At 57.3% G+C, this 23,489-nt stretch carries 27 protein-coding genes and 2 pseudogenes; 24 read left to right on the forward strand and 5 right to left on the reverse strand.

Going from position 1 to position 23,489, the window contains the following annotated elements; all coding sequences use genetic code 11:
• The first annotated feature begins 428 nt into the window (after positions 1 to 428).
• The 17 genes and pseudogenes from HFGMBDPB_RS17245 (at position 429) to HFGMBDPB_RS17320 (ending at position 10,107) form a co-directional block, all read left to right on the forward strand.
• The gene (locus HFGMBDPB_RS17245) at positions 429 to 794 is read left to right on the forward strand and encodes a hypothetical protein (RefSeq protein WP_212645869.1); all 366 of its coding nucleotides are present in this window, start codon (positions 429 to 431) and stop codon (positions 792 to 794) included.
• A 5-nt stretch (positions 795 to 799) separates the two neighbouring features.
• Complete coding sequence (locus HFGMBDPB_RS30060; RefSeq protein ID WP_160856197.1) at positions 800 to 1,219, forward strand: DUF4259 domain-containing protein; 420 nt, start codon at positions 800 to 802, stop codon at positions 1,217 to 1,219.
• A 478-nt stretch (positions 1,220 to 1,697) separates the two neighbouring features.
• Positions 1,698 to 2,255, forward strand: a pseudogene (locus HFGMBDPB_RS29765) (RHS repeat-associated core domain-containing protein); the annotation flags it as partial.
• Positions 2,256 to 2,392: 137 nt separating this feature from the next.
• Complete coding sequence (locus HFGMBDPB_RS29770) at positions 2,393 to 2,599, forward strand: RHS repeat-associated core domain-containing protein (protein WP_209669393.1); 207 nt, start codon at positions 2,393 to 2,395, stop codon at positions 2,597 to 2,599.
• Positions 2,600 to 2,713: 114 nt separating this feature from the next.
• Positions 2,714 to 3,127 (forward strand): hypothetical protein, encoded by a 414-nt coding sequence (locus HFGMBDPB_RS17260; RefSeq protein ID WP_209669179.1) that lies wholly within the window; start codon positions 2,714 to 2,716, stop codon positions 3,125 to 3,127.
• A gap of 287 nt (positions 3,128 to 3,414) precedes the next feature.
• Positions 3,415 to 3,951, forward strand: a complete 537-nt coding sequence (locus tag HFGMBDPB_RS17265) for a hypothetical protein (protein WP_249343487.1) — start codon at positions 3,415 to 3,417, stop codon at positions 3,949 to 3,951.
• A gap of 106 nt (positions 3,952 to 4,057) precedes the next feature.
• Complete coding sequence (locus tag HFGMBDPB_RS17270) at positions 4,058 to 4,423, forward strand: hypothetical protein (RefSeq protein ID WP_212645870.1); 366 nt, start codon at positions 4,058 to 4,060, stop codon at positions 4,421 to 4,423.
• A gap of 62 nt (positions 4,424 to 4,485) precedes the next feature.
• Positions 4,486 to 5,259, forward strand: a pseudogene (locus HFGMBDPB_RS17275) (integrase core domain-containing protein).
• 15 nt (positions 5,260 to 5,274) lie between these two features.
• Complete coding sequence (locus HFGMBDPB_RS17280; protein ID WP_197956190.1) at positions 5,275 to 5,643, forward strand: DUF7668 domain-containing protein; 369 nt, start codon at positions 5,275 to 5,277, stop codon at positions 5,641 to 5,643.
• A gap of 78 nt (positions 5,644 to 5,721) precedes the next feature.
• Positions 5,722 to 5,970 (forward strand): RHS domain-containing protein, encoded by a 249-nt coding sequence (locus tag HFGMBDPB_RS30065; protein ID WP_212645871.1) that lies wholly within the window; start codon positions 5,722 to 5,724, stop codon positions 5,968 to 5,970.
• Positions 5,897 to 6,073: a hypothetical protein gene (locus tag HFGMBDPB_RS17290; RefSeq protein WP_212645907.1), complete on the forward strand. Its 177-nt coding sequence runs from the start codon at positions 5,897 to 5,899 to the stop codon at positions 6,071 to 6,073. Before HFGMBDPB_RS30065 ends, HFGMBDPB_RS17290 begins: the two co-directional genes overlap by 74 nt.
• A gap of 261 nt (positions 6,074 to 6,334) precedes the next feature.
• Positions 6,335 to 6,802 (forward strand): hypothetical protein, encoded by a 468-nt coding sequence (locus HFGMBDPB_RS17295; protein ID WP_183021429.1) that lies wholly within the window; start codon positions 6,335 to 6,337, stop codon positions 6,800 to 6,802.
• 77 nt (positions 6,803 to 6,879) lie between these two features.
• On the forward strand, positions 6,880 to 7,041 hold the full coding sequence (locus HFGMBDPB_RS17300) for a hypothetical protein (protein ID WP_183021430.1): 162 nt from the start codon (positions 6,880 to 6,882) through the stop codon (positions 7,039 to 7,041).
• Positions 7,042 to 7,142: 101 nt separating this feature from the next.
• Positions 7,143 to 7,802 (forward strand): hypothetical protein, encoded by a 660-nt coding sequence (locus HFGMBDPB_RS17305; RefSeq protein WP_212645872.1) that lies wholly within the window; start codon positions 7,143 to 7,145, stop codon positions 7,800 to 7,802.
• 488 nt (positions 7,803 to 8,290) lie between these two features.
• Positions 8,291 to 8,650, forward strand: coding sequence for a hypothetical protein (locus tag HFGMBDPB_RS17310; RefSeq protein ID WP_212645873.1), 360 nt, complete (start codon positions 8,291 to 8,293; stop codon positions 8,648 to 8,650).
• 118 nt (positions 8,651 to 8,768) lie between these two features.
• On the forward strand, positions 8,769 to 9,086 hold the full coding sequence (locus HFGMBDPB_RS17315; RefSeq protein WP_212645874.1) for a DUF7716 domain-containing protein: 318 nt from the start codon (positions 8,769 to 8,771) through the stop codon (positions 9,084 to 9,086).
• Positions 9,087 to 9,393: 307 nt separating this feature from the next.
• Positions 9,394 to 10,107 carry a PA4824 family protein gene (locus HFGMBDPB_RS17320; RefSeq protein ID WP_047327284.1) on the forward strand — a complete coding sequence of 238 codons (714 nt, stop codon included), beginning with the start codon at positions 9,394 to 9,396 and terminating at the stop codon, positions 10,105 to 10,107.
• 116 nt (positions 10,108 to 10,223) lie between these two features.
• Here HFGMBDPB_RS17320 and HFGMBDPB_RS17325 read toward each other — a convergent pair whose 3' ends face one another.
• The 3 genes from HFGMBDPB_RS17325 to HFGMBDPB_RS17335 all read right to left on the reverse strand — a co-directional run bounded on the left by HFGMBDPB_RS17325 (position 10,224) and on the right by HFGMBDPB_RS17335 (position 14,084).
• On the reverse strand, positions 10,224 to 10,952 hold the full coding sequence (locus tag HFGMBDPB_RS17325; protein WP_046239311.1) for a DUF4198 domain-containing protein: 729 nt from the start codon (positions 10,950 to 10,952) through the stop codon (positions 10,224 to 10,226).
• 194 nt (positions 10,953 to 11,146) lie between these two features.
• Positions 11,147 to 13,063, reverse strand: a complete 1,917-nt coding sequence (locus HFGMBDPB_RS17330) for an AMP-binding protein (protein WP_212645875.1) — start codon at positions 13,061 to 13,063, stop codon at positions 11,147 to 11,149.
• A 4-nt stretch (positions 13,064 to 13,067) separates the two neighbouring features.
• A complete protein-coding gene (locus HFGMBDPB_RS17335) occupies positions 13,068 to 14,084 on the reverse strand; it encodes a Bug family tripartite tricarboxylate transporter substrate binding protein (protein WP_212645876.1) in 1,017 nt (338 codons plus the stop codon).
• A gap of 123 nt (positions 14,085 to 14,207) precedes the next feature.
• On the opposite strand from HFGMBDPB_RS17335, the gene HFGMBDPB_RS17340 reads away from it, so the two are divergent.
• The 7 genes from HFGMBDPB_RS17340 (at position 14,208) to HFGMBDPB_RS17370 (ending at position 21,095) form a co-directional block, all read left to right on the forward strand.
• Positions 14,208 to 15,176: a LysR family transcriptional regulator gene (locus HFGMBDPB_RS17340; protein WP_070080423.1), complete on the forward strand. Its 969-nt coding sequence runs from the start codon at positions 14,208 to 14,210 to the stop codon at positions 15,174 to 15,176.
• Between the two features lie 35 nt (positions 15,177 to 15,211).
• Positions 15,212 to 15,793 (forward strand): TetR/AcrR family transcriptional regulator, encoded by a 582-nt coding sequence (locus tag HFGMBDPB_RS17345; protein WP_016447017.1) that lies wholly within the window; start codon positions 15,212 to 15,214, stop codon positions 15,791 to 15,793.
• 115 nt (positions 15,794 to 15,908) lie between these two features.
• Positions 15,909 to 17,009 carry an alkene reductase gene (locus HFGMBDPB_RS17350; RefSeq protein ID WP_212645877.1) on the forward strand — a complete coding sequence of 367 codons (1,101 nt, stop codon included), beginning with the start codon at positions 15,909 to 15,911 and terminating at the stop codon, positions 17,007 to 17,009.
• A 78-nt stretch (positions 17,010 to 17,087) separates the two neighbouring features.
• On the forward strand, positions 17,088 to 17,720 hold the full coding sequence (locus HFGMBDPB_RS17355; protein WP_154834246.1) for a Rossmann-fold NAD(P)-binding domain-containing protein: 633 nt from the start codon (positions 17,088 to 17,090) through the stop codon (positions 17,718 to 17,720).
• 47 nt (positions 17,721 to 17,767) lie between these two features.
• Positions 17,768 to 18,352, forward strand: coding sequence for a flavin reductase family protein (locus tag HFGMBDPB_RS17360; protein ID WP_047327288.1), 585 nt, complete (start codon positions 17,768 to 17,770; stop codon positions 18,350 to 18,352).
• Positions 18,353 to 18,510: 158 nt separating this feature from the next.
• A complete protein-coding gene (locus HFGMBDPB_RS17365) occupies positions 18,511 to 19,278 on the forward strand; it encodes a hypothetical protein (RefSeq protein ID WP_154834245.1) in 768 nt (255 codons plus the stop codon).
• 320 nt (positions 19,279 to 19,598) lie between these two features.
• Positions 19,599 to 21,095: a hypothetical protein gene (locus tag HFGMBDPB_RS17370; protein ID WP_212645878.1), complete on the forward strand. Its 1,497-nt coding sequence runs from the start codon at positions 19,599 to 19,601 to the stop codon at positions 21,093 to 21,095.
• A 72-nt stretch (positions 21,096 to 21,167) separates the two neighbouring features.
• On the opposite strand, the gene HFGMBDPB_RS17375 is transcribed toward HFGMBDPB_RS17370, so the two are convergent.
• Entirely contained in the window at positions 21,168 to 22,289 is a 1,122-nt protein-coding gene (locus tag HFGMBDPB_RS17375; RefSeq protein ID WP_212645879.1) for a helix-turn-helix transcriptional regulator, read from the reverse strand.
• 4 nt (positions 22,290 to 22,293) lie between these two features.
• Positions 22,294 to 23,433 (reverse strand): helix-turn-helix transcriptional regulator, encoded by a 1,140-nt coding sequence (locus tag HFGMBDPB_RS17380; RefSeq protein WP_154834242.1) that lies wholly within the window; start codon positions 23,431 to 23,433, stop codon positions 22,294 to 22,296.
• Positions 23,434 to 23,489: the final 56 nt, after the last annotated feature.

Here is a 23,489-nt window from a genome sequence, read left to right on the forward strand (position 1 = left end):
TTGAACAAAAAATGATTGAACACCACGATACTTTAAATGGAAAATGGGGATGCCCTTGTGGCAAAGGAAATATAGGAAAAAAAAAAGTTGGATACAACAGAGATAGCACCACAAGGCCAGCTGATCGGCATGAGTCTTTTGAAAAAGGTTATCAAAAAGCTGAAGAATGGCTAAAAAATGCCCCGTCATCTCAAATCAATCCTTGCTAATCCATGAAAATACGCTTCACTCAAGTAAAACCAGGTGACATATTGGGAATATACATAGGGAATGATTGCTATGCATTCATGCGCTTGCTTTATCTAATCCCTGGACACACCTACTTATGCGAGATATTTTCGCAAAATAACAACAGTTTGGAGTTTAGCAACGAGATAGTTAAATCACCAAGATTGATGCCGCTCGTTAGTGCAAACTGGCGTTCATACTTGAACTCCAAGCTTTGGCGTGCAGAAGTAGTCCAAAGGGACGAATCTTTTGTAATACCTTCTGAGGAAATTAGAAGCACCAGATTAATGAACGCCTCTCAAGCCATAAGATTTAATCTTGATTGGACTCCAGAAAGCGATGAGATGCTGATACAAACAGAGGATGTTTGGGATGAGAAAAAGCATCAAGAATTAAGTAAAATTCATGCAAGCCTGGATCTTTTGGCGAATCCAGAAAATTTGATTGTAGAAATAAGAAACAGAATGGGATTTAAGCCAAAATTCGACTATAACAACAGTGCTAACAGAGTTGAGATGTGGAAGTGGCTTGAGGACAACAGGGTATATATAAAAAAACAGGATTAAATCATATGGGAACCTGGAGCACTGAGATATTTGGAAATGATGAATCATTTAATTGGCTAAGCCAGCTAGAGAAAACTGATAATTACTCTCTAGCCCGAGAGTCTCTTGAGGAACTTATAGCAGCCCAAGACAACTACGTTGAGATTGACCTAGCCTCTGGGGCGTTAGCCGCAGCGGAGGTTATTGCCCAATCTTATGGGTACCCTGGACCATCAAAAGCTATAGCGGAGCGAATTGCGGAATGGCTGGAATTCGATTGCAGCGAGCCAACGCCACCTGATCTACTGCTTAAGGCGCGCCTTGCTGTAGAGCGCGTATTGCGACCACCATGCGAAGCCTTGGAGGGATGGCAGTCAGTGGAAGATTTGGAAGAGTGGTGTCTGCATGTGAGACAGCTACAAGCTCGATTGCATCTGGTTAACTGATCAAAGGCACCACCACATTCATCTAGAGCACCTGCTACCGCTACGACACCCTGGGCCGCCTGACCCAGGCCAGCAACGCCGCCTCCCACCTGGCCTTTGCCTATGACCCCGTGGGCCAGTTGCTCAGCGAGACCCAGACCCTGCAGGCTCTGGGCAATGCCACAGGCCAGGCCCACCAGAAACTGCAGCGCAGCCTCTTGCACGGCTATGACGAACTGGGCAACCGCATCCACACCCGCATGCCTGACGGCCGCACCCTGCACTGGCTGTTCTATGGCTCGGGCCACCTGCACCAGATCAACATCGCTGCAGCGCAAGGCCCTGACCAGCCTCCCGCCGCCCACCAGGTCATTGCCGACATGGAACGCGACGCCCTGCACCGCGGCGTGGCTACGCCTACGACGCCGCAGGTCAGCTCATCGCCCGAGCCGACTCCCTGCGCGGCCGCCAGGACTTCCGCTACGACCCCACGGGCCGCATCCTCGCCAGCCTCCCGGCACAAGGCAGCCCGCTGGCCCGCGAACTGTTTGCCTTCGACCCCGCAGGCAACCTGCTGGACTCCATCCCCGGCAAAGACGGCCAGCCCGTGGACACCACCCTGGGCGTCGTCGGCGACAACCGCCTGCGCTTCTACCAGGATCTGCACTTTGAATACGACGTGCACGGCAACGTCACAAAGCGCACCCGGGGCAACCAGAAGGCCGGCACCCAGGAAGTGCTGGACCTGACCTGGAACGCAGACCACCAGCTCATCGAATCGAACACCACGCGCCATGGCGTCACCCAGGCCACGCGCTATGCCTACGACCCCCTGGGCCGACGTGTCGCCAAAAGCGATGCCTTCGGCAGCACCCACTACCTGTGGGATGGCGACCTCATGGTGCACAGCCAGCGGGGCGCAAGACAGGCGCTCTACATCTACGAGCCAGGAAGCTTTGTGCCACTGGCCACAATCCAGGGAGCGGGCGAGGAACACAGCACCTACTGGTACCAATGCGACCAGATCGGTGCCCCGTTGGAGCTGACCGACGAGGAAGGCGAAGTAGCCTGGGCGGCGGATTACAAGGTCTGGGGCGAGGCGGTCATGCGCAGCGTGTTGCGAACCGGCACCGATGATCGGCCCGTCAGCGGGCTTGGGGTTCAAAGCCTGTTGCACCACCTCCACCGCCGCCGATTGAGCAGCCCTTCCGGTTACACGGGCAGCAGCTTGGTGAAGAGACAGGGCTGCACTACAACCGACTTCGGTATTACGATCCGGTGGTGGGGCGATTTGATAGTCAAGATGCTATCGGGATACAGCGAGGACAAAATGTATATGCAGATAGCCGCAGTGAGGTAATCAGTCTTGCAAAAAGGTGTGCTTGTGGTGCGCCTATGTAGCATCCCGCCCACCCTAACAAAAAAACAGGCAGTACAGAAGGTCGTCTACCACATGTTCATCCGAATAATCATGAAGAAACCGTAGGCGATTCACACAATTCATCCTAAATAATTATGTCATCATTTTTATTGTATTTTGAAGAGAGAAATCAAGAATCTAAAAATTACAAGGAATTTACTGAAGTTGGATTATTTCGGATACCTGAAACAATATTTGCCGGAAGTATCCGTGCAACCATTAACGGACGCAGTTTTAATGCGGCAATGATTTCAGATAAGACGCATCAAAGTTGCAACAATTTTTTTCAAAAGAATAGTGAGCGCGAAGATAATATAAAAATATTGTTCAATTTTATTGAAAATAGATTATCCAATGATTGCATTATCCCAAATATCGCAAAATTCATCTTTAACAATCAATCGGCTATTAATTTAAATGCGAAAGAGTTTTCAATAAATATTGACGATGCAAGAAACAATTTTAATCGTGATTTTTTTGATAAAGGATATTTTCTTAGAATTAGGTGAATGTGTAAGTTTGTTAGGCATGCTCAAAAATCAAATTAATCCTTACAAACTCGGACCGGCAGCGGCGGTGGATTCAATCTGTCAACGCAACACCTTCATCAAACATCTCAGCAGGCGTTCTGAACCCCAACGTCTGCCTGGGACGTCGGTTCAATTGCCTTGCGTAGGCGAAATTGCCGACGGCGCCAACGCTTTAATTTATCTTGCCGAGGGCGATAAAGTCAACGCAGCCTTGAGCGAGGCAGCCATGGTCCCGGGCGCTGGGATGGCGGCTACCGGAGTCAAGTATGGGAAGAAGGCCGCAGCAGCGGCAACAGAGGCTTCCGAAAAAAATGGGACGGGAAGCAAACGAAAAAGCCGCAGGGAAAGCTGCCAAGGAAAAAAGTGCGAAGAACAACGACAAAAAATCACTCAAAGGCAGCGGGCTAGAGAAAGAACATCCCCCTTCAGGTGCATCTCTCGAAAAATCTGCCGAAAACAAGATCAATGAATTAAGGGATTCTGTTGTAAAAATTAGCGATGCTCAAGCTTCAGAAATCAGGAAATCTGTCCGAAACAATGCCCCCACAATTGCTGTTCCCCCAGATATTCATGCCGAAGGACAAAATTGGCGGTATAAAAACACTCCTGGAAGAATCTCTCAGGATACGGAAAACCTCAATGAAGCTGTAAAACGGATACAGATGCCATCTCCAATGATTATGGAAAATGAGGATCACGGATGCAAGAATACCTATGACAAAGCTGCGCAAGAGTTGAGAAACCTGGATTGTGATCAACATATTAAGAACGCCATCACCAACGTAACAAAGGCAAAGGAATGAATGCAACAGAACTGATGTTTTTTTAGGCCATAGCAGCACGCATGAGCCGCTCGACGAATTTTTAACCAAAAATGGCATTAAGAGTCGACCGAAAATAGGCCGGTCATTGGAAACACTTATCCCCATAAAAGGACAAGGTCTTTCAATGTCATTTGAAATAGATGCAAAAGGAACTGGGATAGCACCCAAAAGCGAAGGTGCTTTCATATTTAGTCAACTTGAAATTCTAATATCTGGAGATGACGGAAGGAATGGAATTTACACCGGACCTTTACCTTATGGTTTAAGCGCAAATGACAGCAGAAATGCTATAGAGAAAAAACTGGGACAGCTCAAGCGCAGAATGCCGGAGATTGATAACTATTTTCTTGACAGCATTGTATGGACAGTCGCTTTTGAAGAGGATAAATTGGAATTCTTTCAGCTTGGTGTTCCTACAAATGTCAAAAGAAAACATGGACTTTGCCCCTGATTGAGATGTACGGTCCCAGGAAGTCATGGTGCATTCTTCAGCCTGGAACAGGAGAAAGCACTATGGCAATCCGCCTGCATGGCAGCGCCCGCACGACGCCGCGTATCCGCGCAGAGCTCCAGCTAGCGACCGGCTCCCATCGGTCCTTGGCCCAGCTCTACGGCATCAACCCCAAGGCCGTGGCCAAGTGGCGCGCGCGCACCTCGGTGCTCGATGAGCCCATGGGTCCTCGGGGCAGAGAAAGCAAGCATCTTTCCCAAGAGCAAGAACACTTGGCGATTGCTTTGCGCAAGCAAGGGCATCTGTCGCTGGACGATCTCATGGAGCAACTCCTGGAGACGGCGCCCAAGCTCAGCCGCAGCGCCTTGCATCGATGCCTGCAGCGTCACGGAATCAGCCGACAGCCCGCAACACACCTGCAACGAAGGCATGGAAAGTTTGAAGAAACGACGCTCGGCTTCGTGCACATCGACAGCGCCGAAATGAAGATCTCCAGCGGCAAACAGCACATGTTTGTTGCCATAGACCGCGTCACAAATTTCACGCATGTCGAGAAAAGGCATACCAAGCCGTACCGCCCCTGGACGAACGGCATGGTCGAGTGCATGAACCGGACCATCAAGGAGTCCACGATCAAGGCGTATGGGTAGGAGGGCCTGGAGCAGCTACGGGAGCATGTCCAGACATTCGTTCAAGGCTACAACTTCGGCAAGCACTCGAAGGCGCTCAGGTGGAAGACGCCATTCCGAGCGACTTGCGAGGCATGGGAGAAAGATCCAGGCCGCTTTAGACTTCATCAGCACCATCTCACTGTGGGACTGAACATCCAACTGTAGCAAACAGGAAATGAAATGACTGAATCATACTTGGAAAATAATCCTAAAATCATTTCTAATATAAAATCAATAATAAAAGAAATGGCCAATGAAAATTACGACGTATTGCATACAGAAAAACTGCTAGGCAATGCATCGCCACAGGAATATACTGAGCGTTCTCGTGACATCTTTCGCGGAAGATTAATTACAATGCCACCCGACGATGCATTGCAGAAATCATACATATTTGATCTTCCAGGAGATCCAAATGATAAATACGCCATCGATGTATTTCTATGGAGCAACGGCGAAGAAAGTGACGCCGTGGCGACCTTTTGCGTAAGAAGAAATCCGAAGTCCAATGCTCAAGCAGTTTATCTTTATGATCTAAAAACTCCATAACACGTCCGGATATACGCCCCACCGACCGCATTCTCGCCAGTCTGCCCTTCCAGGGAAGCCCATGAGCTGGGAAGTTTTGTGCCACCGGCCAACATTCAGGACGCAGGCGAAGAACCCAGCACCTACTGGTGCCAATGCGACCAGATCGGCACGCCGCTGGAGCTGGCCGACGCACAGGGCAAGGTGGCGTGGGCTGCGGACTACAAGGTGGCAGCGCTGGAGCAGCGACGTTGTGCGCACAGGTCTGTATGTCGTGGGCCTCATCTCCGGCGTTGGCGAAATTGCCGGCGGCGCCAGCGCGTTGATCTATCTTGCCGAGGGCTATAAAGTCAACACAGCCTTGAATGCAGCTGTCATGATCTTGAGGGCCGGCATGGTGGCCACCGCAGCTGCGGCGACCACAGAAACCCAGGAAAGAAGTTTGGCGTGAAGCAGCAGAAACTGGTTCATAAAAGCTGCCCCATAGGCTAAAGGCGCTGTAGCGGAGAAAGCAGATGACCAAGGGGGTGTAAAAGATAAAGTCAATCCCACGAATCACAAGGATTTCGGTAAAAAATCGACGATGCTTTTGATGAGTACATGCAATCGTTTTCAAGAGTTAAATAGTCTTGATTTTGATAAATACGTGGAAGACATGGTTCTATCTCATAGAGCCGTCAAACCAAAACTAACATCAACATAAGCAATCACAATGAACATCGAAAAATTGCTATCGCTCTTGGGCCATACTTCTACAAGCGATAGTTTTAAGTATTTTCTTCTAGAAAATGGCATAAATAAATTACCAAAAGGAGATTTCACAACAAGAATAAAAACCAAAGACAAATTGATTTCCATGGAATTTGATCCCACGGATTCATACAAGGAGAAATATCTTTCTCAACCCATTGGGGATGGCGGGTTCACTTTTGAATCCATCGACATCAACAAAGGCTTCGAAGAAGAAATACCATTCAAGCTCGACTTCACAATGGATAAGAGCCAAGTCGAAGAAAAATTGGGTAAATCGGTCAGCAAAAATAAGGAAGACCTTGTCCAAATATATCAAAAAGAAACCTATATAGTTATTCTATTCTATAAAAATAAATGGAAAGGCATAGAAACAATAAGAATAAGGAAGATGAACAAATTTGACGAAAACAATCTCAGCCTCAAATAGGCCCTCCTGTTCCAAGGGATGAAAACTCTTGAAGAACAATAATCACCATATATTGCATGAGCTGGATCTAACAGAAGATGAGCACGCCTTTTAAATTGGAAGACATTCAGTATTTTGGAGAAACCGAAGCAAAATTCGCCGACCAAGAGTTTGGCTTATTTATACTGGAATCAATTTCATCCATCGGCAGAAAATTCTCTGAGGCAGATGAACGCGAATTGGATGCGCCGGTCCAATGAAGGCGCAGGAAATTTTGGCGACCTATACCTGACGTTCTGGTCGCTGAACGAACTGGAGCAACTCAACAAAGTGATATTAGCCACTTACAAGGAATATTTGAATGAATAAAAAATATTACATCATGGCCATCAACGAGGAATTTGGATGTCCTGCTGGATTTTATCATTCCGTACTTGCTAAAGATTTTGAAGAGGTAAAAGCGGACTATGGTTATAACCCCTGGTATGCTGGCCCCAAAAGATACGGAGGAACACTACCATTGCTTCCTGAGAAACTTATTTTGATGGAGAAAAATGAATATAACTATGATGTTCGCAAGGGTGCAGATTACTTTTATGTCATAAGTGCTGGATTCGCAAGATGCCTTCCAGAAATCAAACATAATTTTTCCGAAATCAAGCGTGTTGATTGCGTCGATAGCAAAGGTATTGCTAGAAATACCAGGGATGTTTTTATTGCAATACCAAAGAAGTTCAAAGCCGAAAACTGCTTGGATATTACAAAGAGCAAACAAATATCCCCAAGAGGCGTTGAATATGAAAGCCTCCATTTCAAGGAGGACTTGGATTTTGACATTTTCGACATTGTGAATATCTCGTCCAGTCAGGCAAGTCTAATTTGTTCAGAGAAGGCAAAAAAGATATTCGAAGATCATGGCATACGATGTGTGAAATACATACCCATAAGTGATATAAACGCAAGCATGCAATCGCATATGAGTGAGCTATACAAACCCGTTGGATTTTATGATCCGGTATGAAAATTCAATTTTCGCTGGCTATTTGATTAAAGTAGAGTATCGATATGAGCATTGGCTCGTCTAAAATTTCTTTTGAAAATATGCACAGGATTTGAAGAAACCAACACCCCATAGAAAGAATAGAATCACCACCTTTCGACGAAAGAAGAAGCAAACTCATTGAGCTATGCGGCACATTAATTACTTCGATTGTCTTGTTGAGTATTTTTCCAAGCACAAGATCAGCACCCTTCTTGATCCTCAAGAAATCATGGATCTTTCCGAGTCCATATATGAAGATCTTATGCTGTGTGCAGAAGCAAGACTGCCAGTGCAGGATTCACATTCTTATTTTGAAAAAATGCTCAGCGTATATCATCGATAAGGCCATCCCTGTGCCTGGACTGGTGGTAATAACTGGAGAAGTGGAGATTTTGTTGTCTATGCGAAATAACTATCGACATCAATGACGTTCTGCTATTTGAAGTGTTGTCACGGAATCTATGTCAATGGTCAAAGATATTCCAAATGCAAAAATACAGATCATGGATCTATTGAAGATCATCTGCAATCATCAAATTACCCAAAACAAGCAAATTTTGGACGAAGATAACTCATTCGAAATTTCACGTGTCTTAGAAAACTACATTTCCAACCCAAAGCACAAGAGGCAGAGGTACACGATGCCTCCAGAATCAAGTGTGGCAGAAATGGAAACACGGGAAGGATTGGGGCCATTTGACAAGCTTTCAGACATTGATCTCTGGATTGATGGAGAGCCATCTGATTTAACTGTTGTATTCAGAATAAAAACATCGGCATGCACTGGTGAATCCACTGTATTGCTTTATGACTTGAAGGTATTATAGATATTCAATCGTACAACACAGGAAAATGTGCCGCATACTTTTGCGATCGCATTATTCGAAATTTGATTTTCATGAGCAAGATGACAGCGCCCCTCATTAATCAACTCATTATTCATCCATGAAAAATCTCATCAATCTCAAGAAAGTCATTGAGGAAATTTCCATTAATGAAGGATGGCTCTACGCAAAGACTGATATCGATATAGAAGATGATGCCAAGGTATTTTTCTATAGCGCGGATTTAAATCAGAGTCCCCAGGATGAATTACAAGTTAGAGAATTATTTTTCAGGGCAGGATTTTCCCCCTATCTTTCAAAAGAAGATGTGGAGGATATAATCGAAAATCTGGAACAGCAAGTGGAATCCCCCACCATCGTTGACTATATAAATGCGATACGGTTTTATAAAAAGCATGATGCATTTATCGTTATGTAAAAATGAGCAAAAAACCCCACGGAATGACAAGTGATGGCAGCAAGAGGAAGCGCAGCGCTTTCTGGCTGCCACGGGCTATCGCCTGCCTTGGGACCATGAGTGGAAGTACGTTGCGAAGGCGGGCACGGAGCGGCTGTATGTATGCGGGGACGTGGTTCCCCAGCGCGATCCGTCCGGGGATGTGTGCCTGACCCAGTTTGGCGATGGACAGGGCCATATGGGCCAATCCGTGCACAGCCGTTGTTGTGGCGCTCCTGGCACAACAATGTTCTGGTGGCGTCATTTTTCGGCTTTAGGATGGCGGGCCATGCGCAATTCCCACTCCCTTTGGACGGCGGCAGCCCTGGGCCTGGCAGCCTGTCTCGGCACCAGCCCGGCCCATGCAGCCCGGCCCATGATCACGGATGATGCCCGCATCGTCGATGCCAAGTCCTGCCAGCTGGAAAGCTGGGTCAAGTCCAAGAAGGACAGCACGGAGTTCTGGGCCCAGCCGGCCTGCAATTTCACGGGCAATCTGGAGCTGACGCTGGGCGCGGCACGCACGCGAGAGGACGGCAGCAGCCGGACCACGGATGTGGTGATCCAGGGCAAGACCCTGTTCAAGGAACTGCAGCCCAATGGCTGGGGCTGGGGCCTGGCCGTGGGCAATGCCCGGCATCCGAATGACGAGGGCCAGGGCCGGGGGGATCTGTACGCCTATGTGCCCGTCACGTTCTCGCTGCGCGATGACCGGCTGTTCTTCCACACCAACGTGGGCTGGCTGCGCACGGCGCAGACGCATCGCAACCTCATGACCTGGGGCCTAGCCACCGAGGCCCAATTGAGCCAGAGCACCTGGCTGATTGCCGAGACATTCGGCCAGAACCAGGGCAAGCCCTTCTACCAGATGGGCCTGCGCTACTGGCTGGTTCCCAATCATGTGCAGGTCGATGCCACCTACGGCAACCGCGCGGGCAGCAGCACGCAGGAGCGGTGGTTTTCCATCGGCTTGCGGCTGCTGTCGTCACCGTTCCTGCCCTGAGCACTGCCTGGTGGCTGGCGTCGCGCCCGTATGCCTGCAGGCCCGGACGCCATGGAAACCGGTGCCCCGCACCGGCCGGTGCGGACCGTGCAGGACCGCAGTGCCTGCCGCAGTGCCTATTTGTTGGGCTTGGCTGCAGGGCCGGCCGGGATGGCGGCGACGCCATCAGGCTTGACGTAGGTGACCGAGGTCACATAGTGCACGCCGTCGTATTTTTCTGCACCGTTCGGGCCGGTGCGCTCGCCGCCGCTGCGCTCGTCGTGCGTGGCTTCGGCCACGTAGGTGCCCTTCCAGGGCATGTCGAACTGCACCAGGCCCTGCTCGTCGGCATGGGCTTCCTTGCTCCAGCCCGATTGCACGGTCAGCACCACCTTGGCCTTGGGCAGGGGCTGGCCCTTGTAGATAACCTTGAATTCGCCGGCCTTGCCCGAGGGCACCACATCCAGCGTCAGGCGCGGGGCCTGGGCGGCAAAGCCGGTGATCAGGCGCGCGGCCGGGTGGTACCAGTTGCGCAGTTCCTGCTCGCCCTTCTTGCTGGTGTACAGCGGGTAGCCGGCATCCTCGGCCACGATGCTGTCGCCCTGGCCGGCCTTGAAGGGCAGCGCAAAGCCGGTGCCGGTCTTTCGGCCATCGGCCGCCTTCTCGCCCTGGGCAGACACCAGGGTGGCCACGGGCTTGCCGAACTTGTCGAGCAGGCCCGGCGATGTCTCGCGCAGGTTGTCGCCGAATTCGCCAAAGCGGATCACGGCGGTTTCGCCGGCCGGCTGTTCCAGCCAGATCTGGTGGGCCTGGCTGGCGCCGCTGGCGGCCAGGAGTGCGGAGACAAGAATCCAGTGTTTCTTCATTGCAGCTTCCTCAAAGGACAAAAAAACAGCCATCGGCGCCACAACGGGCCGACGGCATGAACGTGCTTGGGCAGTGGGGTGCGGCCGCATGGCGCCGCATTGGTTATTGAATGCGAATGGTTTGCATTCTATGTGCATTGCACACCGCCCCGGCGCAGTTCACCAGGTGGCTGCAATGGGGTTCGGCCCAGCGCTCAGGCGGCATCCTCGATGCGCACCGGCTCGCCCGTGAAGGCCAGCGCCTCGGCGGCCTGCTCCCAAGGGCTCCGGTCAGCCGCCCGGGCCGGGCGCAGCACAAAGCCCTCGCCTTCCGCATGCGTGGTGCTGGCCGCGGGCGGCAGCGGCAGGCCCATGCGCTCATGCGCCTGGGCCACCAGGGTGCGGGCGTAGATTTCCGCAGCCATGCTGCGCAGGCGCGGCTTGTAGACCTTGCCCACGTTGGTGGTGGGGAGCGCATCGATGATGCGCACATAGCGCGGGCGCGCAGGCGCTTCGTCCACGCCGGCTGCGGCAAAGGCCAGCAGTTCGGTCTCATCGGCCTGGGCGCCGGGGTGGAGCGCGACAAAGGCCACAGGCACCTCGCCCGCATAGGCATCGGGTGCGCCCACGGCGGCGCAGGCCTTGACGGCGGGATGGCGCTCCAGCGCCTGCTCTATCACCTGCGGATCGATGTTGTGGCCGCTGCGGATGATGACGTCCTTGGAACGCCCGCGCAGCCGCAGCAGGCCATCGTCGCCGACCGAGCCCAGGTCGCCCGTGATCAGCCAGCCGTCGTCGGTGAGGTAGCTGGACGGCTCAATGCCGCCCAGGTATCCGGAAAACAGGTTGGGCGACTGGAACACCACCATGCCGGTTTCGCCAGGCGCGGCTTCCTGGTCCGATGGCCTGCCGTCCGGCCCCATGCGGCGCACGGCCAGGCGCGCAAACGGCAGGCGCAGGCCCACATGGCCCGCTGCCGCGTGCAGGCCAGGCGGCGTGATGGTGGAGATGCCCGTCATCTCGGTCATGCCCAGGCTCTCGTGCACATGGAAGCCGCTGTGCGCCTTGAAGCGCGCCGCCACCTCGGGCGACAGCGGCGCGGCGCCCGTGCGGAAGTAGCGGATGGAGGACACATCGGCCCCCTGCAGCGGCACCTCCACCAGCGCGGCCAGCACCGTGGGCACGGCCGACATCAGCGTGGGCTTCCACTGTGCCGCCATGCGCCAGAAGCCGGCAATCACGGCCTTGTTGCGAAACAGCCCCGTGGTCGGAATGATGACGTGGGCCCCGGCCGAGAAGCAGGCCAGCGAGCCCGGCAGCACGCCCGCCACATGGAACAGCGGGTAGCCGTTGATGGTGCGGTCGGCCGTGTTCAGGCCCTGCATCTGCACGCTGGCCCAGGCGGTGTAGACCTGGGCGCCATGCGTTTGCACGGCGATCTTGGGCGCACCCGTGGTGCCCCCGGTATGAAAGTAGGCCGCCACGTCGCCGGCCTGGGGCTGGCGCCCGCTCACCAACCGGTCGGAGGGCTGGGCGGCCAGGGCGGCGTTCAGATCGCTGGCGGGCCAGCGCTGTCCATCCCCCTGGGGAACCCGGCCTTCATGCGAGACCCAGAGCACATGCGCCAGATCCGCATCCAGCGCCGTGACTTTCTCGCGGATGCCGGCATCGTCCTCGTCCGCCCAGGCGATCAGAAAGCGCGCGCCCGTGGTCCGCATCAGGGCAGAGATCTTCTCGGCACTCAGCAGCGGATTGATGGGCTGCACGATGCCCGCCGCCTCGCCGCCCCACAGCGCAAAGTGGTACTCCATGCAGCCTGGCAGCAGGATGGCCACCGTGTCGCTGGCGCCCATGCCCAGCGCATGCAGGGCGTTGGCCGTCTGGTGGATCTTGCCCAGCAGTTCGGCATAGCTCAGGTGCCGGGCGCCATCCACGCTGCCGGCCTGGGGCAGAAAGCTCAGCGCCCTGCCCTGGCCGTGCTCACGCGCGGAGTTGCAAAAGAGGTCGTAGACCGTTTGCGCCGTGATCAGCCCGGCCATGGGTTGGCTTTCGATGGCCTCCACATCGGCCAGGGAACGCACGGCCCGCAGGGGCCGGAACATGGATTGCGCAGGAATAGGACTCATGGCCATGGGCTCACTCCGCGCCCAGGCCGTTGGTACGCACCACCTCGCCCCAGCGCGTGTAGTCGCTGCGGATCAGGGCCTCGGTGTCCTGGGGGTTGAGGTAGGCGGCCGTCACGCCGATCTTCTCGAAACGGTCGCGCACCTCGTCGGTGGCCAGCAGCTGGCGCGAGGTGGCGCTGAGTTTGTCGATGATGGCGCGCGGTGTGTCCCTGGGTGCCACCAGGCCGCCCCAGGACGATGCCTCATAGCCGCCAAAGCCCTGCTCGGCCATGGTCTGCACGCCGTCCAGCGCCTTCACGCGCTGCGGCGTGCCCACCGCCAGGGCCCTCAGCCGACCGCTGCGGATATGGGGCAGCGCAGACACCATGTCCGCATAGATCACCGGCACCACGCCGCCCAGCGTGTCGTTCATGGCGGGCGCGCTGCCCTTGTAGGCCACGTGCTGCATGGTGTGCAGCCTGGCGGATTTCATCAGCTCCATGCTCAGGTGGCCCGAGCTGCCCGCCCCGGAGCTGGTGTAGTCCAGCGTGGCGGGCTGCGCCTTGGCGTACTGGAACAGCGATTTGAGGTCCGTCACCTTGGGCAAGGACTGCGCATTGACCGCAATCACATTGGGCAAGTCATAGATCTTGGTGACCGGGGCGAAATCCGTGGCCGGGTGGAACTTGACGTTCTTGAAGAAATGCGGCGCCATGATGGTGGGGGTGACCATCATCATCAGCGTATAGCCGTCAGGCGCCGCCGTGCGGAACTGGCCTGCCGCCACCGCGCCCGATGCGCCGGGCTTGTTCTCTATCACCACGGGCTGGCCCAGCTGGCGCGCCAGCGCCTCGGCGTAGACGCGCGCCGCGCCATCGGTGGGTCCGCCCGGCGGGAAGGGAACGACCAGGCGAATCGGCCTGTCGGGCCAGGCGCCGGTATCGGTATTGGCCTGCGCCGCGCCGCACAGCGATGCGAACGCAGCCACGCCGATGGCGCCCAGCGCCATGCCCTTGGCCAGCGCCTGTCTTTTTGTGATGCCTGCCATCTTGTCTCCTTGAATGCTTATGTGTTCTGGCTGGCCCATTCTGCCCAGCGCACCCTCTTTGACAATGGCGGCGGCGGTTGACATCATGTCAAACAATATTGACACTCCCTTGGACTGCAGCGCATGGATCTCCTGGCATTCAACATCCTTGTCCAGATCATCGAACACGGAAACCTGAGCCAGGCGGCAAAGTTCTTGAACATGTCGCGGGCCAATGTGAGCTACCACCTGGCCCGGCTGGAGAAGTCCCTTGGCGCATCGCTGCTGCGCAGAACGCCCCAGGGCGTGGAGGCCACCGAGGTCGGCCAGCGCATCTACCGCCATGCACGCAATATCCTCAACGAGACCGAGCTGGTGCGCGAGCTGGCCCAAAGCAGCACGGACGACATCTCGGGAAAGATCGGGCTGAGCGTGCCCACCGGCTACGGCCACCTGGTCATGGCGCCGTGGCTGATCGAGTTTAAGCGCGCCCATCCGCAGGTGGTGCTGGACATCCGCCTGGAGAACTTCATCGACAACCTGCTCAAGGACAGCGTGGACATCGCGATCCGCGTCATGTCCGACCCGCCACCCATGCTGGTGGCGCGCGACATGGGGCCGGTGCGCTACAGCCTGTGCGCCTCCAGCGACTGGCTGCGCAGCCACCGCCTGCCGGAGACCCCGTCCGAGCTGTCGCGCACGCCGCTCATCACATCGGGCGGCGAAAGCGGCAAGGTGCGCCTGCAGATTGCGCGGAACGGCCAGCCGCTGGAGGAGCTGGACATCACGCCCACGCTGATGTCGCGCAGCTACCCTTTCCTGTGCGACTGCATCACCGGCGGCCTGGGCGTGGGGCTGGTGCCCGACTACATGGTGCGCCGCCAGGTGGAAGATGGCCGCGTCGTGCTGGCCATGCAGGACTACGAATTCAGCATCAACCAGGGCCGCATGTTCATGCTGTACATGCCCAACCGCTTCCAGTCCGGCGCCGCCCGGGCCTTGATCGACTTTCTGAGCGACAGGATGGGCCTTGCGCGCATCATCCGGCCGGGTGACTTGGCCGACGGCACAGGCGTTGCGACCGCCGGAATGACGCTGGAACAAAGTTTGTAGACGACTGGTCGGTTTTTGCGTTAGACTTCGATCCCATGAAGAAACCCGCACAGGAAACACGCCAGCACATCCTTGATGTGGCCAAGGCGTTGATGACCCAGAAAGGCTACACGGCCGTCGGCCTGGCCGAGGTCGTCGCGGCCGCGGGCGTGCCCAAGGGCTCCTTCTACTACTACTTCAAGTCCAAGGAAGAGTTCGGCCAGGCCCTGCTGCAGGAGTACTTCGACGAGTACCTGGCCAAGATCGATGCGCTCATGGAGACGCCCGATCCGGCCATCTCCCGGCTGATGACCTACTTCCGCCATTGGACACAGAAACAATGCTCGGCCCATGCAGGAGGCCAGTGCCTGGTGGTCAAGCTGGGTCCCGAGGTCTGCGACCTGTCCGACGACATGCGCTCGGTGCTGCGCACCGGCACCGACGCCATCATCACCCGCCTGACCGACTGCGTGCGCGCAGGCCAGGCCGACGGCTCCATCACCTCCACCATGGATGCCCCCACGCTGGCCGAATCGCTGTACCAGCTGTGGCTGGGTGCCTCCCTGCTGTCCAAGCTGGGCCGGCATGAGGAGCCCTTTGCCGCAGCCCTTGTTTCCACGAAGCGGCTGCTGGGCTGAGCAGGCCTGGCCGCTGCTTTTTATTTGCCTTGTTTGTAGACGACTGGTCAACTTCAAACCTTTCCCCCTTCGCCCATCCCTCCTCCTTTTTGTTCAACCACCACTACTGCACACCATGACCGACCACAGCCTTCACACTGATCTGTTCTCCCCCACCCAACTGGGCGGCCTGTCGCTCGCCAACCGCTTCGTCATGGCCCCGCTGACCCGCAGCCGCGCCGGTGACGACGGCGTGCCCACCGAACTGCACGCCACCTACTACGCCCAGCGTGCCAGCGCAGGCCTTCTGATCAGCGAAGCCGTCAACATCTCGGCCCAGGGCCGCGGCTACAACCTGACCCCCGGCATCTGGACCGAGGAACAGGTCGCCGGCTGGAAGAAGGTCACCGACGCCGTACATGCGGCCGGCGGCAAGATCGTGGCCCAGCTGTGGCACGTGGGCCGCTACTCGCACGTAGACCTGCAGCCCGGTGGCGTGGCCCCTGTCGCCCCCTCTGCCATCAAGGCCGAAGGCGTCACCTTCACGCCCAACGGCGTAGCCGAGGTGTCCATGCCCCGCGCCCTGGAAACCAGCGAAATCCCCGGCATCGTCGAGCAATACCGCCATGCGGCCGAATGCGCCAAGCGTGCAGGCTTTGACGGCGTGGAAGTGCACTCGGCCAACGGCTACCTGCTCGACCAGTTCCTGCGCGACTCCACCAACCACCGCAGCGACGCCTATGGCGGCAGCATCGAAAACCGCGCCCGCCTGACGCTGGAAGTCACCGACACCGTGGCCAAGGTCTGGGGCGCCGACCGCGTGGGCATCCGCCTGTCGCCCGTCACGCCCAACGCCGGCAACACGCCGCTGGACAGCGACGTGATGGCCCTCTACAGCTACCTCATCCCCCAGCTCAACCGCTTCGGCCTGGCCTACCTGCACGTCGTGGAAGGCGCCACCGGCGGCTCGCGCGAACTGCCGCCCGGCGTGGACCTGGACGCGCTGCGCAAGCTCTTTGACGGCGCCTACATGGGCAACAACGGCTATGACCTGGAACTGGCCATGGATCGCCGCGCCAAGGGCTTGGTCGATACCGTGGCCATCGGCCGCCCCTTCATCGCCAACCCCGATCTGGTGGCCCGCCTGCGCCACGGCAAGGAGCTGGCCGTGGCCCCGCACGAGGCCTACTACGGCGGCGGCGCCCAGGGCTACACGGACTGGCCAGTGGCCGCCTGAGCCGGCCATCCGCCCCACGATCTGCGGCACACTGGCTGATCTGCGTCCTCATCGAATGACCAAGCGAAAGACCAAGCCATGCAACTGCTGATCGTAGGCGCCACGGGGCTGGTGGGCAGCCAGGTGCTGCAACAGGCCCTGGCCGACAGCCGCATCACCCGCGTCGTGGCCCCGGTACGCCGGGCGCTGCCGGCGCATCCCAGGCTGCTCGCCCCCATCGTCGATTTCGAGCACCTGTCCGAAGATGCCAACTGGTGGAGCGCCGATGCCCTGGTCTGCACTCTGGGCACCACCATCAAGACAGCCGGCAGCCAGCCGGCTTTTCGGCGCGTGGACCATGACTACCCGCTGCTGGCCGCCCGCCTGGCCCATCGGCACGGCACGCCCACCTATGTGCTGAACTCGGCCATGGGCGCCGACGCCGGCTCGCGCATCTTCTACAACCGCGTCAAGGGTGAGCTCGAGCGCGACCTGCAGGCGCAAGGCTTTGCCTCCCTCACCTTCGTGCGCCCCGGCCTGATCAGCGGCCCGCGCACCGAGCACCGGGCGGGCGAGCGCTTCATGGTCAGCCTTCTTGGCGCCCTGGGCCCGCTGCTGCCCCGGCGCTGGCGGCTCAACCCCGCGCACCGCATTGCCCAGGCTTTGATAGAGGCTGCTGTCAACGCCAGACCCGGCGTCCATATCGTGGGCTCCGAGGCACTGGCCGAATGAACCCGGCGCCCGCACGCGCAAAAACAGAACCATTCAGGAACCCCTGCATGAACCCGCATATTGCCCCGGTCGATCTCGCCAAGTCCTACCGACTGATCAACCACGGCCCCACCGTCCTGGTCTCGGCACGCCACGGCGGCGTGGACAACGTCATGGCCGCAGCCTGGTGCTGCGCGCTGGACTTTGCGCCCCCGAAGCTCACCGTGGTGCTGGACAAGGCCACGGCCACGCGCGCCTTGGTCGAGCACAGCGGCATGTTCGTGATCCAGGTGCCCACGGCCGCCCAGTTGCAGCTCACGCACCAGGTCGGCACGCTCAGCCTGTCCACCGATGCCGGCAAGCTCGCCACCAGCGGCGTTCAGTTGTTCGGCATGGACGGGTTCGACCTGCCCTTCGTGGACGGCTGCGCCGGCTGGCTGGCCTGCAGGCTGATCCCGGAACCCCACAACCAGCAGGCCTACGACCTGTTCATCGGCGAGATCGTGGGCGCGTGGTCCGACACCCGCGTATTCCGCAACGGCCACTGGCACTTCGAGAGCGCCGACCCCGCGCTGCGCAGCCTGCACTACGTGGCGGGTGGGCAGTTCTATGCGATTGGGCAGGCGTTGAGGGTGCAGGAAAGCAAGGAATAGTTTCTTTTTCCATTTCAGAAATCTGGCAGTACTTCTACTGCAATGCTTGCTGCGTCCTGAAGATCAATACCGCATCTGCGGTATATTTTCACTGGGACAAACAATTCATTATTCCTTCCCGTGGTTGTTATTTTTCACATCAACTGAAGGGAATCAAAATGGAATGGAACTCAACAAGAAACCAGTGGACGCGTCAGCTTGTCTTTTCCTTGATCGCGTGTCCCATCGCGGTCTTGATGACAGGGTGCAGTGGTGCAGAGGAAGTCTTGGATGCCATCGCAGTCGCCACAGGAGATGGTGGCAAGCGTGTCAAGCTCACCGGTCCTGTCATGGGCGATCAGCGCATGATCTGCATTGATAGTCCACCACGCGTGGCACCGGCCGAATTGCAAAGAGAAATTGACAAATACCTGTTCAAGTCCATCCGTTGGGATAGTGGCACACCCGACAAGAAAACGACTGTCAACAAGGAAATCGAGGACAACCGGTCATGCAGCTATCGGATATCACCTTACGAAACCATTTCCTGGGACCAGTTCGTTTCTGACGCCATCAATCAGCAATTGGCAGATTGGGGGAATTTCAGCGCAAATACAAATATGGCAGGCCAAAAATATATCGATGTCTGCATGAAAGACAATGAATGCGAGGATGGAGACATTCTAGCCATCACATTGAATGAAAGGGAAGTTGCTCGTTCCGAACTTTTCAACCAGCCAAGTTGTTTTGAGGTGCCCGTCAGCTCAGGAGTCAGCTATCTTGGCATACGGGCCATCAATGGCAGCGGCAACAAGGGAGCGTGCTCCTATGCGGATCGAAATACAGGGGAAGTGACGGTAAGCGGGGCCACAGGCGCGGGACGCACGCAGCTCTATAGCGTGCGTGGCGGCCAGGGCTCCTATGGATCACTCACCATCGTCAATTAGTTTTCGCATCCTGGAAGAGGATATGACCGCATATTGACCAGCTCAATAGAAAATTCGTTCGATGAACTCCTGGGTGCTGCAACAGTCCTGCGGGCTTTGATGTTTACAAAGGGCCAATCGCAAAATAAAGCGAATAGTGCCTGCAGCTCCTGAAAACTCCGCTCAAAAAATATTTCATCCCAGAGCCAGTGCCGAAGCCATCCCGCAAATGCGGTATGGCCTTGCGCACCATGGCTGGGAAGACTGCTGTCTAGGCGGATGAGGGAAACCATCGAATCCTTGCGCCGCCCATTCCCAATCGTTTGAAAGGCAGATACCCAATGACCAAGCAGACCCCCAAATTGCGCCCCACCCTCATCGCCGGTGCCGTGCTCGCGCTTACGGCTTGCGGAGGTGGCAGTGGCGGTGGCGGAGACAACGAAGTGACGCCACCGGTTGCACCACCAACACAAACGACCCAGGAGTTGGTGCAGAAGTACATGGATGCCAGACAGGCTCTGACCGCCACCCAGTTGCCCGCCAAAGGCGCCGAGCGCTTTGCGCACCTCGACGACTGCTACCTGGGCAACGGCAGCAGCAAGGAGCGCCTGATCACCAATTGGGACGAAAACCAGACCCAGGTCCAGACCTCCAATGCCTACCAGATTGGTCGGAGCTTCGAAAATCTGCAAATCCTGGCAGAGCGCAAAGCCACCAATGCCGACGGATCCGCACGGCATGAGGTGGATATCAGCTACGACGAAAAATTCACGGACGGGACCAGCACAAGGGACCAGCGAGAAACGCTGATCGCAGGAAGCAGCAGCGGCACCTGCGCCACTCCCCGCAATGCAGCCGAGATGCGCAGCCTGGGCAATCAGCGCGTGGTAAGCGTGGGACTGGTGTCGCGCAACCGCGCCAATGTGGTACGCCAGCTGTCCGACGGCGAACCGTCCGCCAGTCCGTTCCACTTGCGGCGCGAGGTGCAGTTTGGCATTTCCGATCCTGCTCGGCTGGCAACTTACGCCATTGTCAGTTGGCCGTCGGCGCAGGCAGGCGGTGCGCGCAACTCGCTCAAGCTGCTGTCGCCACGCATCATGCGCGATGCACCCGAAATGCAAGGCGTGCGGGGCAACGCCAGCTATGCGGACACCAACAACTTCCGGCAGTGTCGATCGAACGCCAGCAACGACGTGGCCAACGCCGGCACGGCAGATTGCACCAACGCGCAACTGGGTGTGGCCAACGACTCGTGGGGCTCCACCGTGCGCAGCGGGTTCGATGCTGCCGCCATGGCAGACGGTGACAACCGTTTCGCAGCGCTGGGCCTGGCAGCGGGAACCGAGGTGCGCTTCGATATCCATGCCGACGATGGCTGGAAAGCCGTCAACGGACAGCAAGGCAAAACACCCATCGCCACCTATCAGGTCACGCTGAAGAGCGGGTCTTATGCGTTTGCGCAGATACCTGTCAATGCCTATCCCCAGTTCAACACCATCTCGCCCTCAGAGGGCGAGATCGTGGCCGGCTTCAAGGCCGGCGGCGGCAGCGCGCAGGTTGTCTGGTCGGCTGCGCAACCGCCAGCGGGCAGCATGCCCATGGCACTTTCAGTACTCAGTTCCTATCGGCAGGGCGCTGCGGCGGGGTCTGCCTCCGGCCTGCCCACGGTACGCACGCCCAACCTGACCGTGCCTGTTCCCAAAGGAGCCACCTCGGCCACCATACCTTTTGGAGGCAAGCCGGACGGTGCATCGGCCACGAACTATGCCGAGTTCCTCCTCGTCTACGCTGACCGCAACGGCAGGGAGATGTACTACAACCTGCAATACACCCCCTGAAGCAAGGGCTGCGTGACCAGCGCCCAATCCATCGCCCAGCCCGCAAGGCGCTGCGCGATGGGCAGGGACTGTTCACACCATTCCCCACCCCTGCAGCAGTTGCACCAATTCCACCTGCCGATGGCAGCCCGTCTTGCGCATCAGGTTCTTCATGTGGGTGCGCGCCGTATGCCAACTGCATCCTTCCATCAAGGCATAGTCCTTCACGGTCTTTCCGCCTGCCAGAAGCAACAGAAGGCGGGTCTCGCTGGGTGACAGGCCCAGCATCTCGCCCACCAGGCCTTGATTCTGCAAAACCATGGAGCCGGGCAACGTCAGAAAGATCAGGGCCAGGGGCTGTTGCCACGGCGCGGCAAACGCATGGTTGGCCGCCAGAGGCAACGCAGTCAGCCTGAGCAGGGACTGGCTGGGCCGGCTGCCTTGGAGCACCAAGGCAGCCGCCTTTGCGGGATTGGCGCAAGCGGCGGAGACCAAGCTCTGCAAGCGTGCATGCGCCTCGCCCGATGTGCATCGCAGCCCGCCGTGCACACATTGCAACGTGCCGAATGTTGCGACCAGGCGCTCTGCCGCCGGATTGGAATGCTGCAGCCGGCACCGAGCATCCACGACGAGCAGTGCCTGCGCCAGCGCATCCAGTGCCGCGAGTCCCCATGCTGCCTGGCCGCATAGCTGGCCCATGCGCGCGCGCAAGCGGCCGGCCCGCTCGATGTGCGGCATCAAATGCTCTAGGAATGCCTTGTCCTGTGCACCATAGACGCCGGCATCCCTGGGGCGCATGAAACTGATGAAATCACGCGCATTGCCTTCCACGCGAACGGTGGCAGCGGCGGTATGCCGCAGTCCCAGCGGAACCAGCCAATCCGTATAGACGCTGTTCTGTGACGCCTGCCTGGCACTGATGTGCTCATGGTCCAGCATGACCTGGGCCACGGGCAGCCGCTGCACGGTTGCCATCCGCAGGTCGTTGTGCGCGTGGTGTGTCTCGTACTCCTGCATCAAGCCGTGATGCAGACCGAAGCTTTCCAGATTGCTTGCGCTTTGCGGAACGGCTGCCTCGCCAGCATTCAGCGTGAAATAGTGAAAGACGCCCGCCTGCAATTGCGCGCACATTCCCGCGAGCGCCTCGCTCCAGGCCTGGGGAGCGAGCACCCCCTCATACAGCTGACCGGCGATGGCATCGATGCGTTGTTGCACGGACTCACCTCGGCTGCAGGGATTGCAGCAGCCCCACCAATTCCACCTGCCGGTGGCAACCTGTCTTGCGCATCAGGTTCTTCATGTGGGTGCGCGCCGTATGCCAGCTGCACCCCTCTATCCGGGCGTAGTCCTTGACGGTCCTGCCCGTGGCAAGCAGCACCGCCAGACGCGCTTCCGAGGGCGACAAACCCAGCGCTTCCTGCACGAGTCCGGGACTCGGGCCAGAAAATGGCGTACCGGCATCCGCCATTACCAGCAAAGCCATGGGCCGCTGGCGGAACGCAGCGGCATGGCTGGGCTTGAGCGGCAGGACCGTCACCATCAACCGCAACGCAGAGCCTGCCGTCAGGCACAGCGCCCCGGCCAGGCCCTGTGCATGATGGCCGCAAGCCTGGGCCACAAGATGTAGCAGTTGCGCCTGGGCCTGCCCGTCAACGCAGCGCAGCAGGCCGTGGCGCACAGACAAGGCTTCGCAAAAAGCTGCCAGCAGGCAGTCGGCCGAGGGGTTGCAGTAGTGGATGCGGCAATTTGAATCCACAAGTGCAATGCCTTGCGGCAAGTTGTCCAGGGCTGTGAATCCCAAAGCCGCCTGCCGCGCCAGTCCGCCCATGTGCATGCGCAGGCGGGCGGCACGCGCCAGATCGGGCATCCACTGCTGCATGAAGACCCGCTCCTGTACGCCATAGATTCCACGATCCGTAGGACGCATGAAACCCAGGAAGTCCTGCGTCCCCCCCTCGTCGCGCACCTTGACACCCAGCGTGTTGCGAAGTCCGTGGGGCGCCAGCACATCGACGTAGACCGCATTGCGCGACATCTCCCATGCGCTGAAGTGCTCATGGTCGAGCATGAACTGGCCCTGGGGCAGGCTCGCCACGACGGACATGCGCAGGTCCTCGCCAACGTAGTGGGTTTCGTATTCACGCAATTTATCGGCATCGATGCCCGCCAGGTCGTGGTTGTGCACGCTCTCGACCACCCCGCCACCAGTGCTGCCCAGCGTGAAGAAATGGAAAACGGACGCGCCCAGCGCCTGCCGCATGGCGTCCAGCGCAGACTGCCAGTCCTCAGCGGAAAGTACTCCGTCGTACAGCAGTCCCGGTATATGGCAACTGGCACCCTGTCGATCAATAAATTTCATGGAAATGAATTATTGATTCTTTATAGCTATTTTCAATCAGACAGCTCTGAATTTCG

The organism is Delftia sp. PE138, from assembly GCF_018320755.1.
GTDB lineage: Bacteria > Pseudomonadota > Gammaproteobacteria > Burkholderiales > Burkholderiaceae_C > Comamonas > Comamonas tsuruhatensis.

Bases quoted from the DNA above. Each gene is read 5' to 3' on its own strand.
- HFGMBDPB_RS30060 (WP_160856197.1), top strand. From the start codon at position 800: ATGGGAACCTGGAGCACTGAGATATTTGGAAATGATGAATCATTTAAT.
- HFGMBDPB_RS17260 (WP_209669179.1), top strand. From the start codon at position 2,714: ATGTCATCATTTTTATTGTATTTTGAAGAGAGAAATCAAGAATCTAAA.
- HFGMBDPB_RS17265 (WP_249343487.1), top strand. From the start codon at position 3,415: ATGGGAAGAAGGCCGCAGCAGCGGCAACAGAGGCTTCCGAAAAAAATG.
- HFGMBDPB_RS17280 (WP_197956190.1), top strand. From the start codon at position 5,275: ATGACTGAATCATACTTGGAAAATAATCCTAAAATCATTTCTAATATA.
- HFGMBDPB_RS17295 (WP_183021429.1), top strand. From the start codon at position 6,335: ATGAACATCGAAAAATTGCTATCGCTCTTGGGCCATACTTCTACAAGC.
- HFGMBDPB_RS17300 (WP_183021430.1), top strand. From the start codon at position 6,880: ATGAGCACGCCTTTTAAATTGGAAGACATTCAGTATTTTGGAGAAACC.
- HFGMBDPB_RS17305 (WP_212645872.1), top strand. From the start codon at position 7,143: ATGAATAAAAAATATTACATCATGGCCATCAACGAGGAATTTGGATGT.
- HFGMBDPB_RS17310 (WP_212645873.1), top strand. From the start codon at position 8,291: ATGGTCAAAGATATTCCAAATGCAAAAATACAGATCATGGATCTATTG.
- HFGMBDPB_RS17315 (WP_212645874.1), top strand. From the start codon at position 8,769: ATGAAAAATCTCATCAATCTCAAGAAAGTCATTGAGGAAATTTCCATT.
- HFGMBDPB_RS17320 (WP_047327284.1), top strand. From the start codon at position 9,394: ATGCGCAATTCCCACTCCCTTTGGACGGCGGCAGCCCTGGGCCTGGCA.
- HFGMBDPB_RS17325 (WP_046239311.1), bottom strand. From the start codon at position 10,952: ATGAAGAAACACTGGATTCTTGTCTCCGCACTCCTGGCCGCCAGCGGC.
- HFGMBDPB_RS17330 (WP_212645875.1), bottom strand. From the start codon at position 13,063: ATGGCCATGAGTCCTATTCCTGCGCAATCCATGTTCCGGCCCCTGCGG.
- HFGMBDPB_RS17335 (WP_212645876.1), bottom strand. From the start codon at position 14,084: ATGGCAGGCATCACAAAAAGACAGGCGCTGGCCAAGGGCATGGCGCTG.
- HFGMBDPB_RS17340 (WP_070080423.1), top strand. From the start codon at position 14,208: ATGGATCTCCTGGCATTCAACATCCTTGTCCAGATCATCGAACACGGA.
- HFGMBDPB_RS17345 (WP_016447017.1), top strand. From the start codon at position 15,212: ATGAAGAAACCCGCACAGGAAACACGCCAGCACATCCTTGATGTGGCC.
- HFGMBDPB_RS17350 (WP_212645877.1), top strand. From the start codon at position 15,909: ATGACCGACCACAGCCTTCACACTGATCTGTTCTCCCCCACCCAACTG.
- HFGMBDPB_RS17355 (WP_154834246.1), top strand. From the start codon at position 17,088: ATGCAACTGCTGATCGTAGGCGCCACGGGGCTGGTGGGCAGCCAGGTG.
- HFGMBDPB_RS17360 (WP_047327288.1), top strand. From the start codon at position 17,768: ATGAACCCGCATATTGCCCCGGTCGATCTCGCCAAGTCCTACCGACTG.
- HFGMBDPB_RS17365 (WP_154834245.1), top strand. From the start codon at position 18,511: ATGGAATGGAACTCAACAAGAAACCAGTGGACGCGTCAGCTTGTCTTT.
- HFGMBDPB_RS17370 (WP_212645878.1), top strand. From the start codon at position 19,599: ATGACCAAGCAGACCCCCAAATTGCGCCCCACCCTCATCGCCGGTGCC.
- HFGMBDPB_RS17380 (WP_154834242.1), bottom strand. From the start codon at position 23,433: ATGAAATTTATTGATCGACAGGGTGCCAGTTGCCATATACCGGGACTG.